Source organism: Chromobacterium sp. ATCC 53434, assembly GCF_002848345.1.
Lineage (GTDB): Bacteria > Pseudomonadota > Gammaproteobacteria > Burkholderiales > Chromobacteriaceae > Chromobacterium.
Window position 1 is genome coordinate 4,435,115 of the sequence record NZ_CP025429.1, and the last position, 15,874, is coordinate 4,450,988.

Below are 15,874 nucleotides of genomic sequence, written 5' to 3' on the forward strand. Positions count from 1 at the left end.
GCCGCCCCGCCTCACCCGCCTTGCTGATCCGGCTGCGCCGTCTCCGCCGCGTCGGCCGGCGGCGCGCTGTCCGGCAGCGGCTTGCCGTCCCGGCCGAACAGGCGCAGCTGGCGCGGCAGGTCCTGGTCGTCGGCCATCTTCACGCCTACGCCCAGCAGGCGCACCGGCCGGCCGCCGCGCGCGTGGCCGGTGCGCAGCAGCTGGCCGAAGGCGGCCATCGATACGACATAGCCTGGCTGCTCGACCGTGGTCTGGCTGAAGTCGTCGAACTTCAGCTTGACCGACAGGCCCTTGAAATCCGGATTGCCATTGCGGGCCAGCCTGGCCTGCAGCCTATCGGCCAGCTCCGGCAGCTTGGCCAGACAACTGGCCAGGTCCGGCAGATCCTGCGCGTAGGTTTCCTCGACGCTGATCGATTTGCGGCCGCGATCGGTGGACACCGGCCGCTCGTCGCGCCCCTCGGCCAGCGCCAGCAGTCGCTCGCCGAAGCTGCCGAAATGGCGGAACAGATCGGCCGGCGACCAGTGCCTGAGATCGCCGCAACTGCGGATGCCCAGCCGGTGCAGCCGCTCGGCGGTGACCCGGCCGACGCCGTGTATCTTCTCCACCGGCAGCGTGACGACGAAGGCGTCGACGTCGCGCGGGCGGATCAGGAACTGGCCGTCCGGCTTGTTCCAGTCGCTGGCCACCTTGGCCAGGAATTTGTTCGGCGCGATGCCGGCCGAGGCGGTGATGCCGACCTCGTCGCGGATCTGCCGCCGTATCGCCTCCGCCATCAGCGTCGCGCTGCCTTGCTCGTGCGGCTGGCCGGTGACGTCCAAATAGGCCTCGTCCAGCGACAGCGGCTCGATCACCTCGGTATAGCGCTGGTAGATGGCCATGATCTGCTGGCTGGCCAGCCGGTAGCGCGCCATGTCCGGCGGCACGATCAGCAATTCCGGGCACAGCCTGAGCGCGCGCGCCGACGACATCGCCGAATGGATGCCGTAACGGCGGGCGATGTAATTGCAGGTGGCCACCACGCCGCGCGTTTCCGGCCGGCCGCCGACCGCCAGCGGCCGCTCGCGCAGGCTGGGGTCGTCGCGCATCTCGATCGCGGCGTAGAAGCAATCGCAGTCGATGTGGATGATCTTGCGCTGGACGGCGTTCATCGCGGCGTCAAGGACGGTCGCTGTGTCCCAGCGGCTTGTCCGGCGCGATGCGGTCGCGCAGGCGCTGCTTGAGGATTTTCAGTTCGGGAAAGCCGTCTTCCGCCTTGCGGTCCCACAGCAGCTCGCCATCGACCTCGACGCGGAACACGCCGCCGCTGCCGGGACGCAGCGCGACTTCGGACAATTCTTTTTCAAAGGTGGTGAGCAGTTCCTGCGCCAGCCAGCCGGCGCGCAGCAGCCAGCGGCAGCCGGTGCAGTAATGGATGACGACGCGGGGCAACGGGGGCAGTGGGGAATCGGCGCTGATCATGACAAAAGACAATGCGGACAAAAACAGAGCATAACGCAGAAAATGGCCGCCGCCCCCTGTCTTTAGCTTGTTTTCGGGTGCAAGGCACCCGCTCCTCCATCGTTTCTCTTGTAGTGGCAGACTTGGCGCAGTACCGATTGCGGGGGGCGGCAGCCGATGGCGTCTTGTTCAAAGCTCATTGCCAGGCCCAGTTTGCCCAGCGCGCCACGGGCTGTAAAGCGAATGCTCGGGCTCCGCCAGCTTGCTGCAAAGCACCATGTAACTTCGGCGCAACGCCGCCGCAAAGCGAATAAAAAACAGCAGCTTGTCCGTCTGGCGGGCAAGCTGCCGTTCATCGTTCCCGCCGGCTCATCGGCCGGCGCCGGTCAATGGCTGTGGCTCTCGGCCGGCATGCCATCCTGCACCACCACGTCGACGACGATGCTGCCGGCCTTCTCGAAGTTCAGCGTCAGCGGGAAGCGGTCGCCGGCCTTCAGCGGCTGCTTCAGGCCCACCAGCATCACGTGGTAGCTGCCCGGCGCGAACTTGACGGTCTGGCCCGGCGCGATCTCGACGCCGCCTTCGACCTTGCGCATGCGCATCACGCCGTTGTCGTTGACGTGGGTGTGCAGCTCGGCGCTGGCGGCGCGCGGCGTGCTGGCCGACACCAGGCGGTCGGCGCCCTTGCCCTGGTTTTCCAGCGACAGGTAGACGCCGCCGGTCGGGCTGGCGATCGGCATCGCGCGGCTCCACGGATGGCCGATGTGGATGGAGCCGAGTTGGAAGGAATGGGCGGCGGCCAGGCCGGACAGGCACAGGGCGAACAGGGCGGCGGCAAAACGTTTCATCGCGGACTCCGGCGGATCGGGAAAGGGAAAAAACGCGCCACTGTAACACAGCGCGCCGCAGCCCGGACGCGACAAAATGTCGCAGTCGTGGCGCCCGCCGCCACACCTTGCCATGCCGCTGGTCTAAAGCGCAGCCCCCCGCTACCCCGCCGCAACGTAAGCCTCTACAATCGCATGGCTACACAATCGGCCCGTACCCATGTTTAAGACGCTGTCGCTGCAATTCCTGTTTGGCGGTCTGCTCAGCCTGATCACCATCACCAATCCGCTGTCCAAGATTCCGCTGTTCATCACGCTGACGCGCGAGATGAACGACGTCCACCGCGACTCGCAGGCCAAGCGCGCCTGCGTGTTCGCCGCCGCCATCATGGCGGTCAGCCTGCTGGCCGGCAACCTGATCATGGCCGCCTTCGGCATTTCCTACGGCGCGCTGCGCATCGCCGGCGGCTTCGTCGTCGCGGTGCTCGGCTACCGCATGCTCTTCCTGTCGCAGGACCCGGGCCAGGCGCCCAGGCAGTCCGGCGAGCGCGAGGACTACGCCTTCTTCCCGCTGGCGATGCCCGGCATCAGCGGCCCCGGCACCATCGCGGTGGTGATAGGCATCTCCACCGAGATCGCCGAACTGACCACCGTGCCGGCCAAGGCGCTGGCCTTCGCGATGACTTTCGCCGCCATCGGCCTGACCTGCGCCGGCATGTGGCTGACGCTGAAATCCTCGCTGCTGATCTCGGAGCGACTGGGCCGCGGCGGCCGCGAGGTGATGACGCGGCTGATGGGCTTCATGCTGATCTGCATCGGCGTGCAGTTCGTCGGCTCCGGCATCCGCACCTTCATGGCCGGTTCCTGAACGGGATCGCGGCGCGCACAAGCCGCGCCGCCTCTGCCACAATGGACCGATCGCCACCGCCGGTCCATCCGATGTCCGCCCTTCCCGCCGAACGCTCCCTGCTGTTCCGCGCCGACGATCTCGGCGCGCTCGAATGCCTGGACGCGCAGTACGCCCGGCGAACCTTCCCGCCCCATTTCCACGAACAGTTCGTCGTCAACACGCTGACGCTGGGCGCCCAGTCCTACCGCCATCGCGGCGGCCTGCACCGCGCCGGCGTCGGCGCGCTGGTGCTGATCAATCCCGGCGAAGTGCACACCGGCGAGACCGCGCACGAGAACGGCTGGGCCTATCGCGGCTTCTATCCGGACGCCGAGATGATGCGCCGCCTGGCCGCCGACCTGGGCGGCGGGACCGCGCTGCCGTATTTCCGCGACACCGTCGTCGTCGATCCCGGTCTGGCGGACCGGCTCGACCGCCTGCACCGGCTGCTGCGCGACAGCCGCGACGCGCTGCGGCGCGAATCGGCGCTGACCGCCGTCTTCGGCGAGCTGCTGTTGAAACACATGCGGCTGCGCCCGCGCGAACAGGCGGCCGCCCCCGCCGCCGTGGAAACCGTCAGACAAATGCTGGCCGACGACCCGGCCGCCAACCATTCGCTGCAGCAGCTGGCCGCCGCGGTCGGCCTGTCGCCGTGGCAGCTGTGCCGCCAGTTCAAGCGGGAGACCGGCCTGCCGCCGGTCGCCTGGCGCAACCAGCTCAGAGTGGCACGGGCGCGCCGGCTGCTGGCCGCCGGCATGCGGCCCGGCCCGGTGGCGCTGGAACTGGGCTTCGCCGACCAGCCGCACCTGACCCGCGCCTTCCAGCAGGCGCTGGGCCTGACGCCGGCCGCCTACCAGAAGGCGGTGGGCGCCCGCGCCGGCTGAACCGGCCGCAAAATCGTTCAAGACAGCTCCGGCCGTCTGTTCCATCATCAGGAACAGGGCGCCGATGTTCGGCCCCGCCGCAACGCAGGACTCATCGATGCCCTCCTTACACCACCGACGCCGCTGGCTGCTGGACGGCGCGCGCGACACCATCCCGATGATGGTCGGCGCGGCGCCGTTCGGCGTGATCTTCGGCACGCTGGCCGTCGCCGCCGGCCTGTCTCCGGCCGCGACGGCGGCGATGTCGCTGCTGGTCTTCGCCGGCTCCTCGCAATTCATCGCCGTCAGCCTGGTCTCGGCCGGCGCCGCCGTGCCGGTGATCTGGCTGACCACCTTCGTCGTCAATCTGCGCCACGCGCTGTACAGCGCGACGCTGCTGCCGCACGCTCGCGCCTGGCCGCTGTCCTGGCGCTGGCCGCTGGCCTTCTGGCTAACCGACGAGACCTTCGCCGTGGTCGAACACCGCTTCCGCAGCCTGGGCGCCGACGGCGGCCAGTGGTACTGGGCTGGGCTCGTCGCTGGCGATGTATCTGAACTGGCAGCTGTGGACGCTGGCCGGCGTCGCGCTCGGGCGCTCGGTGCCCGGACTGGACAAGCTGGGACTGGATTTCGCGATGGTGGCCACCTTCGCCGCCATCGTCGCGCCGCAGTTGAAGAAGCGGCCGACGCTGGCCGCCGCGGCGACCGCCGGCGCCGTCGCGCTGTTGGCGCGCGGCCTGCCGTACAAGCTGGATCTGATGTTGGCGGCGCTGGCCGGCGTCGCCGCCGGCATGACCGTCGAGGCCTGGAAACAAAGGGAGGCGGCATGAGCGAATGGCAACACTGGGCGGTCATCGCCGGCATGCTGGCGGCCACGCTGGCAATACGCGCGAGCTTCCTGGTCTTCGGCCAGCGGCTGGCCTTCCCCGGCTGGCTGAACCGCGCGCTGCATTACGTGCCGGCGGCGGTGCTGTCGGCGCTGGTGGCGCCGATGGCGCTGGCTCCGGCCGGCAGCATCGACCTGTCCTGGCGCAACGCCTATCTGGTCGGCACCATCGTCGCCATCGCCGTCGCCGTCGCCTGGAAGAACGGCAAGACGCTGCTGGCCATCGTCGTCAGCTTCGCCGTCTACGGCGCGCTGCGCTGGCTATAGATTGTAAACCAGCACCAAGCCGATCAGCAGCGGCGCCAGCCAGCGGCAGGCGACGCGCATCAGCGCGGCGGCCGGCGCCGACAGCCGCAACTCGTCCCGCACCGCCGGCCAGGCCACCCGCCCGGCGAACAGCGCGGTGCCGATGCAGCCCAGCGGCAGCAAGACATTGGACGCGGCATAGTCCATCAGCTCGAAGGCGTTGCGGCCGAACAGCCTGTAATCGGCCAGCGGGCCGAAGGACAGCGCCGCCGGCACGCCGGCCAGGAAGGCCAGCGCGGCGACCGCCAGCGTGGTCTTGCGCCGGTCCGCACCGAATTCGTCTATCGGCAGGATGGCCACCACCTCCAGCAGCGACACCGCCGAAGTCAGCGCCGCCATCAGCAGCAGCGCGAAGAAGGCCGTCGCGAACAGCTGGCCGTACGGCAGGTGGTTGAACACCACCGGCATCACCATATAGGTCAGGCCGGGACCGGCTTGCGGGTCAAGCCCGAAGGCGTAGATCGCCGGAAAAATCATCAGGCCGGCCAGCACCGAGGTCAGCGCGGTCAGCCCGGTCACCCACAGCGCGGAATTGCCGAGCCGGGTGTCCGGCCCCAGATAAGAGCCGTAGGCCAGCATGCAGCCGGCGCCGACCGACAGCGAGAAGCAGGCCAGGCCCAGCGCCTCCACCAGCATCGCCGGCGTCAGCCTGGCGAAATCGGGCCGGAACAGCGCCTCGACGCCGGCCATCGCGCCCGGCAACGTCAAGGCGCGGACGAGCAGCGTCAGCATCAGCAGGAACAGCAGCGGCATCAGCAGCTTGCCCATGCGTTCGATGCCCTTCTGAATCCCGCCCGCCACCACCAACAGCGTCAGACCGGCGAACAGCGCGTGGGTCAGCAGCGCCTCGGCGGGATTGCCGACGTACTGGCCGAACAAGGCGCCCAGCGCGCCGACATCGTCGCTCATCACCCGGCCGTCCAGCGCGCGCAGCAGATAGCCCAGCGTCCAGCCGCCTACCACGCTGTAAAAGGAAAATATCAGAAAGCAGCACAGCACGCCGCCGTAGCCCAGCAGCTTCCAGCGCGGCGAGCCCAGCCGGGCAAAGGCGCCGACCGCGCCGCAAGCGGCGGCCCGGCCCAGCGCCAGCTCGGCCTGCAACAAGGCGAGGCCCAGCGTGAAGGTGAAGGCCAGATAGACCAGCAGGAAGGCGCCGCCGCCGTTCATCGCGGTGACGTAGGGGAATTTCCAGATCGAGCCGAGGCCCACCGTGGCGCCGGCCGAAGCCAGAATGAAACCGAGGCGGGAACCCCATTGCGTGCGTGGCATGACAACTCCTGAGTTGAAACGATTTGCCGCCGCACGGGGAGAAAAACTGGATACGACAAGGCCGCCCGTGACGGCGGCCTGGAAAGCGGATGTGAACACTCCTGGCGCGCCGGCTTAGCCGCGCCACCACCAATATTGGGTCTGGAGTGAAATAATCTGCTTCATCATGGTTCAAGCATGCCGGTTAACGCCCTCAAGCGTCAAGTCCGGCATGCGCGCTCAGACGCTCTCATTCGCCAGCCGGGCTTCGGCCGGCCGGGACTTTTTTAGCCGGAAGCCCACCCACAGCAAGACCAGCCAGACCGGCAGCACATAGACCGACACCGCCATGCCCGGCGTGAACAGCAGGATGCCGAGTATCATCACCATGAAGGCCAGGCAGACCCAGTTGGACAGCGGGAACCAGAGCGACGGGAACACCAGTTTCTGGCCGCTCTTCGCGCGGCGGAACTTCAGGTGGGTCAGGCTGATCATCGCCCAGTTGGTCACCAGCGCCGCCACCACCAGCGACATCAGGATGCCGAGCGCCTCGCCCGGCAGCAGGTAGTTCAGGATCACGCAGGCGAAGGTCGCGACGGCGGAGAACAGCGTGGCGTTGACCGGCACGCCGCGCTTGTCCAGCCGGCTCAGCGGCTTCGGCGCGTTGCCCTGCTGCGCCAGGCCGAACAACATCCGGCTGGTCGCGTAGACGCAGCTGTTGTACACCGACAGCGCCGCCGTCAGCACGACGAAGTTCAGCGCGTGCGCGGTGAAGCCGGCGCCTATCTGCTGGAAGATCATCACGAAGGGGCTGCCGCCGGCGGCCACCTTGTTCCACGGGTACAGCGACAGCAGCACCACCAGCGAACCGATGTAGAAGATCAGGATGCGGTAGATCACCTGATTCACCGCCTTCGGGATGGTCTTCTGCGGATCGGCCGCCTCGGCCGCGGTCATGCCTATCAGCTCCAGACCGCCGAAGGAGAACATGATCACCGCCATCATCATGAACAGGCCGCCGAAACCGTGCGGGAAGAAGCCGCCGTCGTTCCACAGATTGCTGACCGAGGCCTGCGGGCCGCCGGTGCCGGACAACAGCAGATAGCCGCCGAAGGCGATCATGCCGATCACCGCCGCCACCTTGATCAGCGCGAACCAGAATTCGGTCTCGCCGTACGATTTGACGTTGGCGAGGTTGATGCCGTTGATGCAGACGAAGCACACCAGCGCCGTCAACCAGGTCGGCACATGCGGCCACCAGTACTGGACGTAGGCGCCGACCGCGGTCAGCTCGGCCATGCTGACCAGCACGTACAGCACCCAGTAGTTCCAGCCGGACAGGAAGCCGGCGAAACTGCCCCAGTAGCGGTAGGCGAAGTGGCTGAACGAACCGGCCACCGGCTCCTCGGCCACCATCTCGCCCAGTTGGCGCATGATCAGGAAGGCGATGAAACCGGCGATGGCGTAGCCGAGTATCATCGAGGGGCCGGCCGCCTTCAGCACGCTGGCCGAGCCGAGGAACAGGCCGGTGCCGACGGCGCCGCCCAGCGCGATCAGCTGGATGTGTCGGTTTTTCAGCCCCGCGCTGCAAACCGGTGTGGGCTTCGCTCACTATCAATTCTCCTTGTTTGGACGGGCGGCGCTCGCCTCCCGCGAAAGTGCTGCGACATCTAACCATCGCCGGCCGGGCAGCGTCAAACCCCGGTATCAAAATAAAATATCCAAATTATGACTTTTGGTTTTATTTTATTGATTAAATTCTACGTTTATTGGAATTTATACAAATAAATTGCCAGTCATCGTTCATCATCCTGCGAAATATGGCCGCAACTGCCTGCCTGGCGGCAATCTCCTGTATTTGCCGCCGACTCAGCGATAGTCGTAGCGGCAGCGCATCTCGTCGAGCGGATTGCCGGCCGCCAGCTCGCCGCCGCAGCTGCGTATCACCGCGCAGGCGCTGTTGATCCCGGTCTGCACCGCGCCCTCGACCCAGCCGCCGGTGAAGGAACTGCCGCAGCCGGCCAGGTAGACGCCGCAATCGTCGGCGCGGCCGGCCGACTGGAACTGGAAGAACAGATCGCGCGAGTAGCCATCCTCGCCCGGATAGTTCAGCTTGAAGGCACCCAGGGCGTTGGGATCGGAAATCCAGTCGTATTCCTGCACGTGGCGCTCGTAGTCGTCGTCCAGCGGCCGCAGATGCCGGGCGAACTCGGGGTTGCACACCGCCAGGTCCTCCACCAGCCGCCGACAGCGCGCCGCCTTGCCGGCCAAGGCCAGCAGCTTGTGCGAATCGTCCTCCCAGGTATAGCTGATCAACACCACGCCCCAGCCGTCCGGATCGTCCGGCTGGTAGTCCAGGCAGTACACGCCCTTGACCAGCGTGTCGGTCTGGATAGTGTACGGCAGGCCGTGGTCCAGCCAGAACTTGCGCCGCGTCAGGATGAACAGCTTGGACGAGCCGACCAGGTGGGTCTCGTTGATCGCGCGGCCGACGTCGGCGTCGAACCAGTGCCCGCCCTGGGTCAGCTTCAGATTGACCTGCATCGAGCGGTTGGTGCAGGTGACGATCAGCCGGTCGAAATCGAGCGCGCCGCCGTCCTCCAGCAGGACGCGTACCGCGCCGTCGCCGCGCGCCACCCCACACACCCTGGCGTTGCGGACCCGTTCGCCGACGCTGCGTCCGTCGAACACCTCGGCCGCCAGCCGGCCGGACAGCGCCGAGATGCCTTCCGGGATCAGCCGCTGGTCGGTCTCCAGCGCGTTGACCACCAGCCGCATGATCTCGATGAACGACGCCCGGAACACCGGCTGGAAGCCGCCGGAACCGATGCCCAGCGAGCCGAACAACTGGAAATCGTCCGGCTTGCGCCAACGCTCCCCGCCCGGCGGCAGCCGGCCACAGAAGATTCTGACCAGCGCGGAATAGAAGGACAGATCGCCGCAACTGTCCAGATAGCGCTGCCACTCGTCCCGCGCCTCCTCGTAGCGGCCGTCGGCCAGCAGCGTGGTCAGCCGGTGCGGCGCGGCCAGCCTGATGCCGTCGTCCAGCTCGACGCCTTCGTCGAGGAAGGCGCGCCAGCCCCGGTGCACGCGCTGGAACAAGGCCGGCGGCGGCTGGTTGGCGGCCCAGGCGTAGCCGCGGCCGCGGTAGTGGATTTCGGTGTCGACGACGCCCGGATCCGGAAACACCGAGCTGGTGGCGATGCCGAAGCGGCGCAGATAATGGAACATCCCGACCTCGCTGGGCGGGAAGCGCATCGCGCCGAGTTCGGCGACAAAGCGCGGCTGCTCGACGCAAAAGGCCTTGGTATAGGCGCGGCCGCCGATGCGGCCGGGCTCCGCCTCCAGCAACGTCACGTCGCGCGCGCCGGCGCGCAGCAGCTCGTAGGCGGCGACCAGGCCGCTGATGCCGGCGCCGACGATGCCTATCCTGGCGCCGGCGGCGTCGGCGCCCAGCCGGCCGATCCCGGCGTCGGCCGACTCGAGAAAGGAACCGTAGTCGTACAGCTGATCGATGAAGGCGAAATGCCTCTCCGGCTTGGGCGTGGACGGCTGCATGCGTCTCCTCTCGGTCGAATGGCGTCAGCGCGGACGGCCGATGGCGGCGCCGCGCTACCCGTTCAGCATATCACCGCCGCCGGCCGACGCGTCGACCGGAAATATTCGGTTACCTGCGGTGACAAACGGAAAACACAACTGTTGCAACTGTTTATCGATAATCGCAGTCGAAGACACAAGCGACCCAGTGTGTCGTTTTCAGGGAGAGAACAATGAAACAATCGTTATTGATCGCCGGCATGCTCGGCGGCGGCATCGCGCTCGGCGCGGTCGGCGTGGCCGGCATCCAAGCGCTGAAATCGTCCAAGGCGGAAACCGCCGTCGTCGCCAGCGCGCCGCTGGCCCAGGCCTCCGCTCCCGCCATGCAGGCGCTGGCGCCCAGCGCCGCCTCGACGGTGGCCGTCCAGCCGGCGTCGCAACCGGTCGCCGTCGCGGCGGTTCCGGCCGCCCCGCCGAAACCGGTGCACGCGACCCATGCCCGCATCCTGTCGGTGACGCCGATCCGCGAGGCCGGCAGCGAGCCCAAGCAGGTCTGCCACCAGGAACAAGTGGTGCACCAGGCCCCGGTGCAGGATGAAAACCGCATCGCCGGCTCGGTGCTCGGCGGCGTGGTCGGCGGCTTGCTCGGCAATCAGGTCGGCGGCGGCAACGGCAAGAAGGCCGCCACCGTGATCGGCGCGCTGGCCGGCGGCTACGCCGGCAACCGGGTGCAGGAGGGCATGCAGCAACGCGACCAGGTGGCCAGCACCCGCACCATCTGCAACACCGAGGACGTGAAGACCGAGAAGATCGTCGGCTACAACGTGCGCTACTCGCTGGACGGCAAGACCGGCACCGTGCGCATGGACCAGAAGCCGAAGGGCAAGACGCTGCCGGCCAGGGACGGCAAGCTGCTGGTCTGATCGAGGCTGGTTGGTCAAAGCCAAAGACAAGGCCCGGCGATGCCGGGCCTTTTTCCATTCAGGGCGTCAGGCCGCCGCCCGCCTAGCGGCGCCGGCGCGCTGCCGCTCGGCCACCTTCTCCGCCGCCTCCGGCGGTCCGAACAGCACCGTCAGCCGGTCGCACCAGCCGTCGGCGCGCCAGGCCTCGGCCAGCATGTCGCGCCACTCCACCAGACTGACCCACAGCGGATTGAAGCTGTCGACCGGCTTGACCGTGCCGTAGTCGCACGGCTCGTCGTCCCGCTCCTCGACGTAGCTGCCGAACATCCGGTCCCAGATCACCAGCACACCGGCGTAGTTGTGGTCGATGTAGCGCGGGTTCTTCGCGTGGTGGCCGCGGTGTATCGACGGCGTGTTGAACACGTATTCCAGCCAGCCGAGCTTCGGCGCGGCCTGGGTGTGGACGAAGAACTGGAAGGCCAGGTTCAGCAACACCACCGCCACCACCTGCTCGGGCGGGAAGCCCACCCAGGCCAGCGGCAGCCAGAACGCCCACATGCCGGCCAGCGGATACATCAGGCTCTGGCGGAAGGCGGTGGTGAAATTCATCCGCGTCGAGCTGTGGTGGACGCTGTGCGCCGCCCACAGCCAGCGCACGCGGTGGCTGACGCGGTGGAACCAGTAATAGAGGAAGTCCTGGCCGAGAAACAGCAGGAAGAAGCTCAGCCAGCCGGCCGGGAAGTCCAGCAGCCGGTGGTGCTGGTAGATCCAGCCGTACAAGGGCAGCACCAGCACCCAGGCCAGCTTGTCGGCGCCCTGGTGCAGCAGGCCCAGCGCCGCGCTGCATACGGAATCGCGCCAGTCGTAGCGGGTCAGCCGGCCCTGGCGCCGGAACAGCCACAGCTCCCAGGCGACGCAAAGCAGAAAGACCGGCGCCAGCGCCAGCAGTATCAGTTCAACCGGAAATTTCATCGCGACCCACCGCAGAGCAAACACTTGATTGGAGTTTAGGCTCTATACCGGTCACGCTGTCAATCTCCGCCGCCGGCCCGGCGCGCTTTCCCCGCCGGCTGTGGCGGGAAAGCCATATCAGCCGCGGCGGGCCATCAAGGCCGCCAGCGACGCGTCGCGCTCTGCCCAGACGCGGGCCACGCTCTGGCGCTCGCCTAGACGCCGCAGATAGTCGGAACAGCCTTCCATCCGCTGCGTCATGTCCTCGCCGAGAAAAGTCTGGCTCAAGCGCGCCACCACCGGCAGGATGCCGGCGGCGCTCAGATCGGCGAAGCTGAAGTCCTCGCCGGCCAGCCACGGCCGGCGCTGCGCCAGCTTGGCCACCGCGCCGATGCCGCGCGCCACCGCCTGGCGGATCTCCTCGGCCTGCTCCGGCTCCGGCCGCGTGCCTTTCAGCATGTGGCGGATCAGCGGACTGGCCGGCAGCATCACGTACAGTTCCAGCATCGACGTCAGCTCGCGCGCCAGCGCGCGGCCGTTCGGCGTCGGCGGCAGCAGCGAAGCGGTCGGATAGGCGTCCTCCAGCCACTCCAGGATCACCGTCGACTCCGCCAGCGGATGGCCGTTGATCTCGACGAAGGGAATCTTGCCCATCGGGCTCTTTTCCAGCAACTCCTCTTCCTGCGACGGAGTCGTCACCACTTCCTGGAAATTGACGCCCTTCTCCAGCAAGGCGATCTTCACCTTGTTGTAGTAGGGCGACAACGGAATACCGTGCAGTCTGATCATGCCGTCTCCAAGGGAAATGCGCGGGCGGCCCGGCGGCCCGCCCGCCGGATCATAGTCCCTTATTTGGTCAGCGTCAGGCTTTTCTGCTGCAGCAGTTTGCGGATTTGCGGCAGCATTTGCTGCGCCGCTTTCTCGCCTTCCAGTATCGCCTGGTTGCGGGCGTCGAAATCGGCGGAGCCGATATTGAGCACATTCGGATGGATCACCACATCGGCCTGTTGCAGCTCCTGCGTCAGCGCCGGGCCGTTCATGATGCTCAGGCTCTGGTCCAGCATCGACAGGAAGCCGGTGGCGCGGCCGCTCTTCGGCCGGCCGGTGATGTCGACGGCGATGACGAACTGGCCGCCCATCTCGCGCGCGGCGCTGACCGGCACCGGGCTGACCAGGCCGCCGTCGACATAGCTCTTGTTGCCTATCTTCACCGGCAGGAAGACATTGGGGATGCTGGCGGAGGCGCGCACCGCCTGGCCGGTGTTGCCGACGCGGAACACCACCTTGCGGCCGGAATCCAGCTCGGTCGCCACCGCGGCGAACGGCTTGCTCAGTTTCTCCAGCGGGCGGTTGCCGACCTGGGCGTTGATCCAGTTCTGCAGCTTCTCGCCCTTGATCACGCCCTTGGTCGACAGCGTCCAGTCGGTCAGGTCGGCCTGGTCGAGCGCGATCGCGCGCTGTTGCAGCTGCATGCCGTTCAAGCCGGACGCGTACAGGCTGCCGACCACGCTGCCGGCGCTGGTGCCGACGACGATGTCGGGCACGATGCCGGCGGCTTCCAGCACCTTGATCACGCCGATGTGGGCGAAGCCCTTGACCGCGCCGCCGCCCAGCGCCAGCGCGATCTTGGGCCGGGCCGCCTGTTGCGGCTGCGGCGTCGGCGCTATCGTGGTGTTGCAGGCCGCCAGCAGCGCGGCGGCGCCGGCCAGTAGGACCGGACGCAAAATGTTTCTGCTTATCATGGTTTCATCAGACTTTCAGTACAGGCGGCCGGCGTCGTCGTCGGCCGTCACAACAGGCGCATCCAGCATCACGTAATTCAGATGACGCGCGCCCTCCAATTCGAAATGCCATTCGCCGTGGACCGCCATGCCCATCCGGCGATAGAAGGCGATCGCGCGCGCGTTGCGATGCCACACCGTCAGCCACAGCCGCGGCTGGCCGGCGAGGGAGGACGCCCATTGCCGCGCCGCCATCGTCAGGCGCCGTCCCAGGCCGCGCCCGGTATGGCTCTCCGACAGGTAGAGTCGTTCCATTTCCAGCGCGGGACCGTCGAAACCGTCGCAGGGACTGTCCAGCTTCAGCTGTGTGTAGCCCAGCAGATGGCCGTTTAATTCGATCACCAGCAGCCGGCGCGCCGGATCGGCGATCAGCGCCGCCAGCTTCGCCGGCGTGAACGCGTCGAACACATAGTCGGCCAAGGCCTGGCGGACGCCGTCGACGGCATAGGCGCTCAGCCACACCTGGATGGACAGCGCGGCGAGGCTGCTCGCGTCTTCCGGGCGCGCGGCGCGGATCTCCCCTTCCATCACGGCTCTCCCCACCGCGCCGCCTATTCGGCCCGCGGCGCCTTCTTGACGAACTCGATCACCTGGCGGCCGTCGTCGCTCATCTTGGCCAGCTTCTTGCCGGTGCCCTTCCACGCGTGGCCGTACACCACCTCGTAGCTGGCCGGCAGCTTGCCGCCCTGGCGGTACTGCTCGTAAGTCTGCTCGACGCCGCGCCAGGCCTGCTTGCCCATCAGGCCGCGGCCGCGGCCGGCGGTGGCGTTGTGCGCGCCTATCGCCTTCAGGTCGCGCATCACGCCACGGGCGTCGTCATAGGTCAGCACGATCTTTTCCATGTCCATCACCGGCTCGGCGAAGCCGGCGCGCATCAGCGCGTCGCCGATGTCGTGCATGTCGATGAACTGATTGACGTGGGTGGCGCCGTCGACGCCGGCGAAGGCCGCCCGCAACTCGAACAGCGTGTCCGGCCCCAGCGTCGAGAACATCAATAGACCGTCCGGTTTCAGCACCCGGCGCATCTCGGCGAACATCCGGTCCGGCTCGTTGATCCACTGTATGGTCAGATTGGACCAGATCATGTCGACGCTGGCGTCGGCCAGCGGCAGCCGTTCGATGTCGGCGTTGATCTGCCACGGCAGGCTGGGCTTGAACAATTTCTTCAGCAGGCCGTCGCCGGCGCGGCCGCGCTCGCGCGAGGCCAGCAGCATCGCGTGCGCCAGATCCAATTCGACCACCCGCGCCTGCGGGTAGCGCCGCCTGAGCTCGGCCGAGCCGTAGCCGGTGCCGGCGCCGGCGTCGAGGATCACCGCCGGCTGGTGCTTGATGTAGTCCAGCCGCTCCGCCATGCGGTCGGAGACTTCGCGCTGCAGCACCGCGGCGGAGTCGTAGCTGGCCGCGGCCTTCTCGAACGAGGCGCGCACCCGCGCCTTGTCGGTGTAAAACGCTTCACTCATGCCTGCTTTTCCAGATGCTCGGCAAGCGCGCGCACGAAGTCCTGTTCATGCGACAGGAAGGGGGCGTGCGAGGCCTGCGGGAATTCGTAAAGGACTGCGTCGCCCAGGGCCGCCGCCAGCCAGCGGCCGGCGCCGATCGGGGTGATGGCGTCGCGCGCGCCGCAGAACAGCGCGGCCGGGCAGCGGATGTCGGCGGCCAGCGCGCGCGCGTCGGCCTCCAGCAACAGCTCCAGCGCCGGCAGCAGGCCCTGCGGCCGGCCGTGGGCGAACAGCTCGCCGCGCAGCGCCTTCAAGGTGTCGCGCGCGGCCGGCGCGCCCATCATCTGCAGCGCGAGAAAGCGCTCCAACGTCTGTTCGAAGGCGGTGTCCAGACTCTGCGCGACGGCCTCTATCGCCTGGCGCTGCTGCGCGTGCGGCCAGCTGTCGTCGCGGACGAAGCGCGGGCTGGTGGACACCAGCGCCAGGCTCGCGACCTTGTCCGGATGGCGCGCCGCCCAGTGCTGGGCGATCAGCCCGCCCAGCGACCAGCCCAGCACATGGACCGGCAGCGGGAAGTGCGCGTCCAGCAGATCGGCGACCGCGTCGGCGTCGAAACGCGTCAGCGCCGGCGAGGCGCCGTGGCCGGGCAGGTCCACCAGATGGACGCAGAAGCGGTCGGCCAGCTGCCCGGCCACGCGGGCGAACACGCCGCCGTGCAGGCCCCAGCCGTGCAGCATCACCACGTCCGGGCCCCGGCCCAGCGTTTCGACAAACAGATTCATGAACGGACAAATTGGGCGAAAAC

Annotated in this window: 17 protein-coding genes and 1 pseudogene; 6 read left to right on the forward strand and 12 right to left on the reverse strand. The window is 67.7% G+C overall.

Going from position 1 to position 15,874, the window contains the following annotated elements; translation table 11 throughout:
* Positions 1–11: 11 nt before the first annotated feature.
* From dinB to CXB49_RS19765, 3 genes are all read right to left on the reverse strand, one after another.
* On the reverse strand, positions 12–1,151 hold the full coding sequence (gene dinB / locus CXB49_RS19755; protein ID WP_101709950.1) for a DNA polymerase IV: 1,140 nt from the start codon (positions 1,149–1,151) through the stop codon (positions 12–14).
* A gap of 7 nt (positions 1,152–1,158) precedes the next feature.
* A complete protein-coding gene (locus CXB49_RS19760; RefSeq protein WP_101709951.1) occupies positions 1,159–1,461 on the reverse strand; it encodes a SelT/SelW/SelH family protein in 303 nt (100 codons plus the stop codon).
* A 365-nt stretch (positions 1,462–1,826) separates the two neighbouring features.
* Positions 1,827–2,288, reverse strand: a complete 462-nt coding sequence (locus tag CXB49_RS19765; RefSeq protein WP_101710783.1) for a copper chaperone PCu(A)C — start codon at positions 2,286–2,288, stop codon at positions 1,827–1,829.
* Positions 2,289–2,487: 199 nt separating this feature from the next.
* Here CXB49_RS19765 and CXB49_RS19770 point away from each other — a divergent pair, with 199 nt between their 5' ends.
* From CXB49_RS19770 to CXB49_RS19785, 5 genes and pseudogenes are all read left to right on the forward strand, one after another.
* On the forward strand, positions 2,488–3,135 hold the full coding sequence (locus tag CXB49_RS19770; RefSeq protein WP_101709952.1) for a MarC family NAAT transporter: 648 nt from the start codon (positions 2,488–2,490) through the stop codon (positions 3,133–3,135).
* Between the two features lie 71 nt (positions 3,136–3,206).
* Entirely contained in the window at positions 3,207–4,040 is an 834-nt protein-coding gene (locus tag CXB49_RS19775; RefSeq protein WP_101709953.1) for an AraC family transcriptional regulator, read from the forward strand.
* A gap of 160 nt (positions 4,041–4,200) precedes the next feature.
* Positions 4,201–4,497 (forward strand): annotated as a pseudogene (locus tag CXB49_RS24180) (AzlC family ABC transporter permease); the annotation flags it as partial.
* Between the two features lie 67 nt (positions 4,498–4,564).
* Positions 4,565–4,849 carry a hypothetical protein gene (locus CXB49_RS24185; RefSeq protein ID WP_233493134.1) on the forward strand — a complete coding sequence of 95 codons (285 nt, stop codon included), beginning with the start codon at positions 4,565–4,567 and terminating at the stop codon, positions 4,847–4,849.
* Positions 4,846–5,172, forward strand: a complete 327-nt coding sequence (locus CXB49_RS19785) for an AzlD domain-containing protein (RefSeq protein WP_101709954.1) — start codon at positions 4,846–4,848, stop codon at positions 5,170–5,172. The genes CXB49_RS24185 and CXB49_RS19785 overlap by 4 nt, the downstream gene beginning before the upstream one ends.
* Here the strand turns inward: CXB49_RS19785 and CXB49_RS19790 are convergent.
* From CXB49_RS19790 to CXB49_RS19800, 3 genes are all read right to left on the reverse strand, one after another.
* Complete coding sequence (locus CXB49_RS19790; protein WP_101709955.1) at positions 5,167–6,480, reverse strand: sodium-dependent transporter; 1,314 nt, start codon at positions 6,478–6,480, stop codon at positions 5,167–5,169. The two genes, CXB49_RS19785 and CXB49_RS19790, sit on opposite strands and share 6 nt — an antisense overlap.
* Before the next feature lie 219 nt (positions 6,481–6,699).
* The gene (locus CXB49_RS19795; protein WP_101709956.1) at positions 6,700–8,037 is read right to left on the reverse strand and encodes an amino acid permease; all 1,338 of its coding nucleotides are present in this window, start codon (positions 8,035–8,037) and stop codon (positions 6,700–6,702) included.
* 291 nt (positions 8,038–8,328) lie between these two features.
* Positions 8,329–10,017 carry an NAD(P)/FAD-dependent oxidoreductase gene (locus tag CXB49_RS19800; protein WP_101709957.1) on the reverse strand — a complete coding sequence of 563 codons (1,689 nt, stop codon included), beginning with the start codon at positions 10,015–10,017 and terminating at the stop codon, positions 8,329–8,331.
* A 212-nt stretch (positions 10,018–10,229) separates the two neighbouring features.
* On the opposite strand from CXB49_RS19800, the gene CXB49_RS19805 reads away from it, so the two are divergent.
* Entirely contained in the window at positions 10,230–10,919 is a 690-nt protein-coding gene (locus CXB49_RS19805; protein ID WP_101709958.1) for a glycine zipper 2TM domain-containing protein, read from the forward strand.
* A gap of 66 nt (positions 10,920–10,985) precedes the next feature.
* Here the strand turns inward: CXB49_RS19805 and CXB49_RS19810 are convergent, their stop codons facing one another.
* The 6 genes from CXB49_RS19810 to bioH form a co-directional block, all read right to left on the reverse strand.
* Positions 10,986–11,870 (reverse strand): sterol desaturase family protein, encoded by an 885-nt coding sequence (locus CXB49_RS19810; RefSeq protein WP_101709959.1) that lies wholly within the window; start codon positions 11,868–11,870, stop codon positions 10,986–10,988.
* Between the two features lie 117 nt (positions 11,871–11,987).
* The gene (locus tag CXB49_RS19815) at positions 11,988–12,638 is read right to left on the reverse strand and encodes a glutathione S-transferase family protein (protein WP_101709960.1); all 651 of its coding nucleotides are present in this window, start codon (positions 12,636–12,638) and stop codon (positions 11,988–11,990) included.
* 59 nt (positions 12,639–12,697) lie between these two features.
* On the reverse strand, positions 12,698–13,591 hold the full coding sequence (locus CXB49_RS19820) for a patatin-like phospholipase family protein (RefSeq protein ID WP_101709961.1): 894 nt from the start codon (positions 13,589–13,591) through the stop codon (positions 12,698–12,700).
* Between the two features lie 15 nt (positions 13,592–13,606).
* On the reverse strand, positions 13,607–14,158 hold the full coding sequence (locus tag CXB49_RS19825) for a GNAT family N-acetyltransferase (protein WP_101709962.1): 552 nt from the start codon (positions 14,156–14,158) through the stop codon (positions 13,607–13,609).
* Between the two features lie 23 nt (positions 14,159–14,181).
* On the reverse strand, positions 14,182–15,090 hold the full coding sequence (bioC, locus tag CXB49_RS19830) for a malonyl-ACP O-methyltransferase BioC (RefSeq protein ID WP_101709963.1): 909 nt from the start codon (positions 15,088–15,090) through the stop codon (positions 14,182–14,184).
* Positions 15,087–15,851, reverse strand: coding sequence for a pimeloyl-ACP methyl ester esterase BioH (gene bioH, locus CXB49_RS19835; protein WP_101709964.1), 765 nt, complete (start codon positions 15,849–15,851; stop codon positions 15,087–15,089). Before bioH ends, bioC begins: the two co-directional genes overlap by 4 nt.
* Positions 15,852–15,874: the final 23 nt, after the last annotated feature.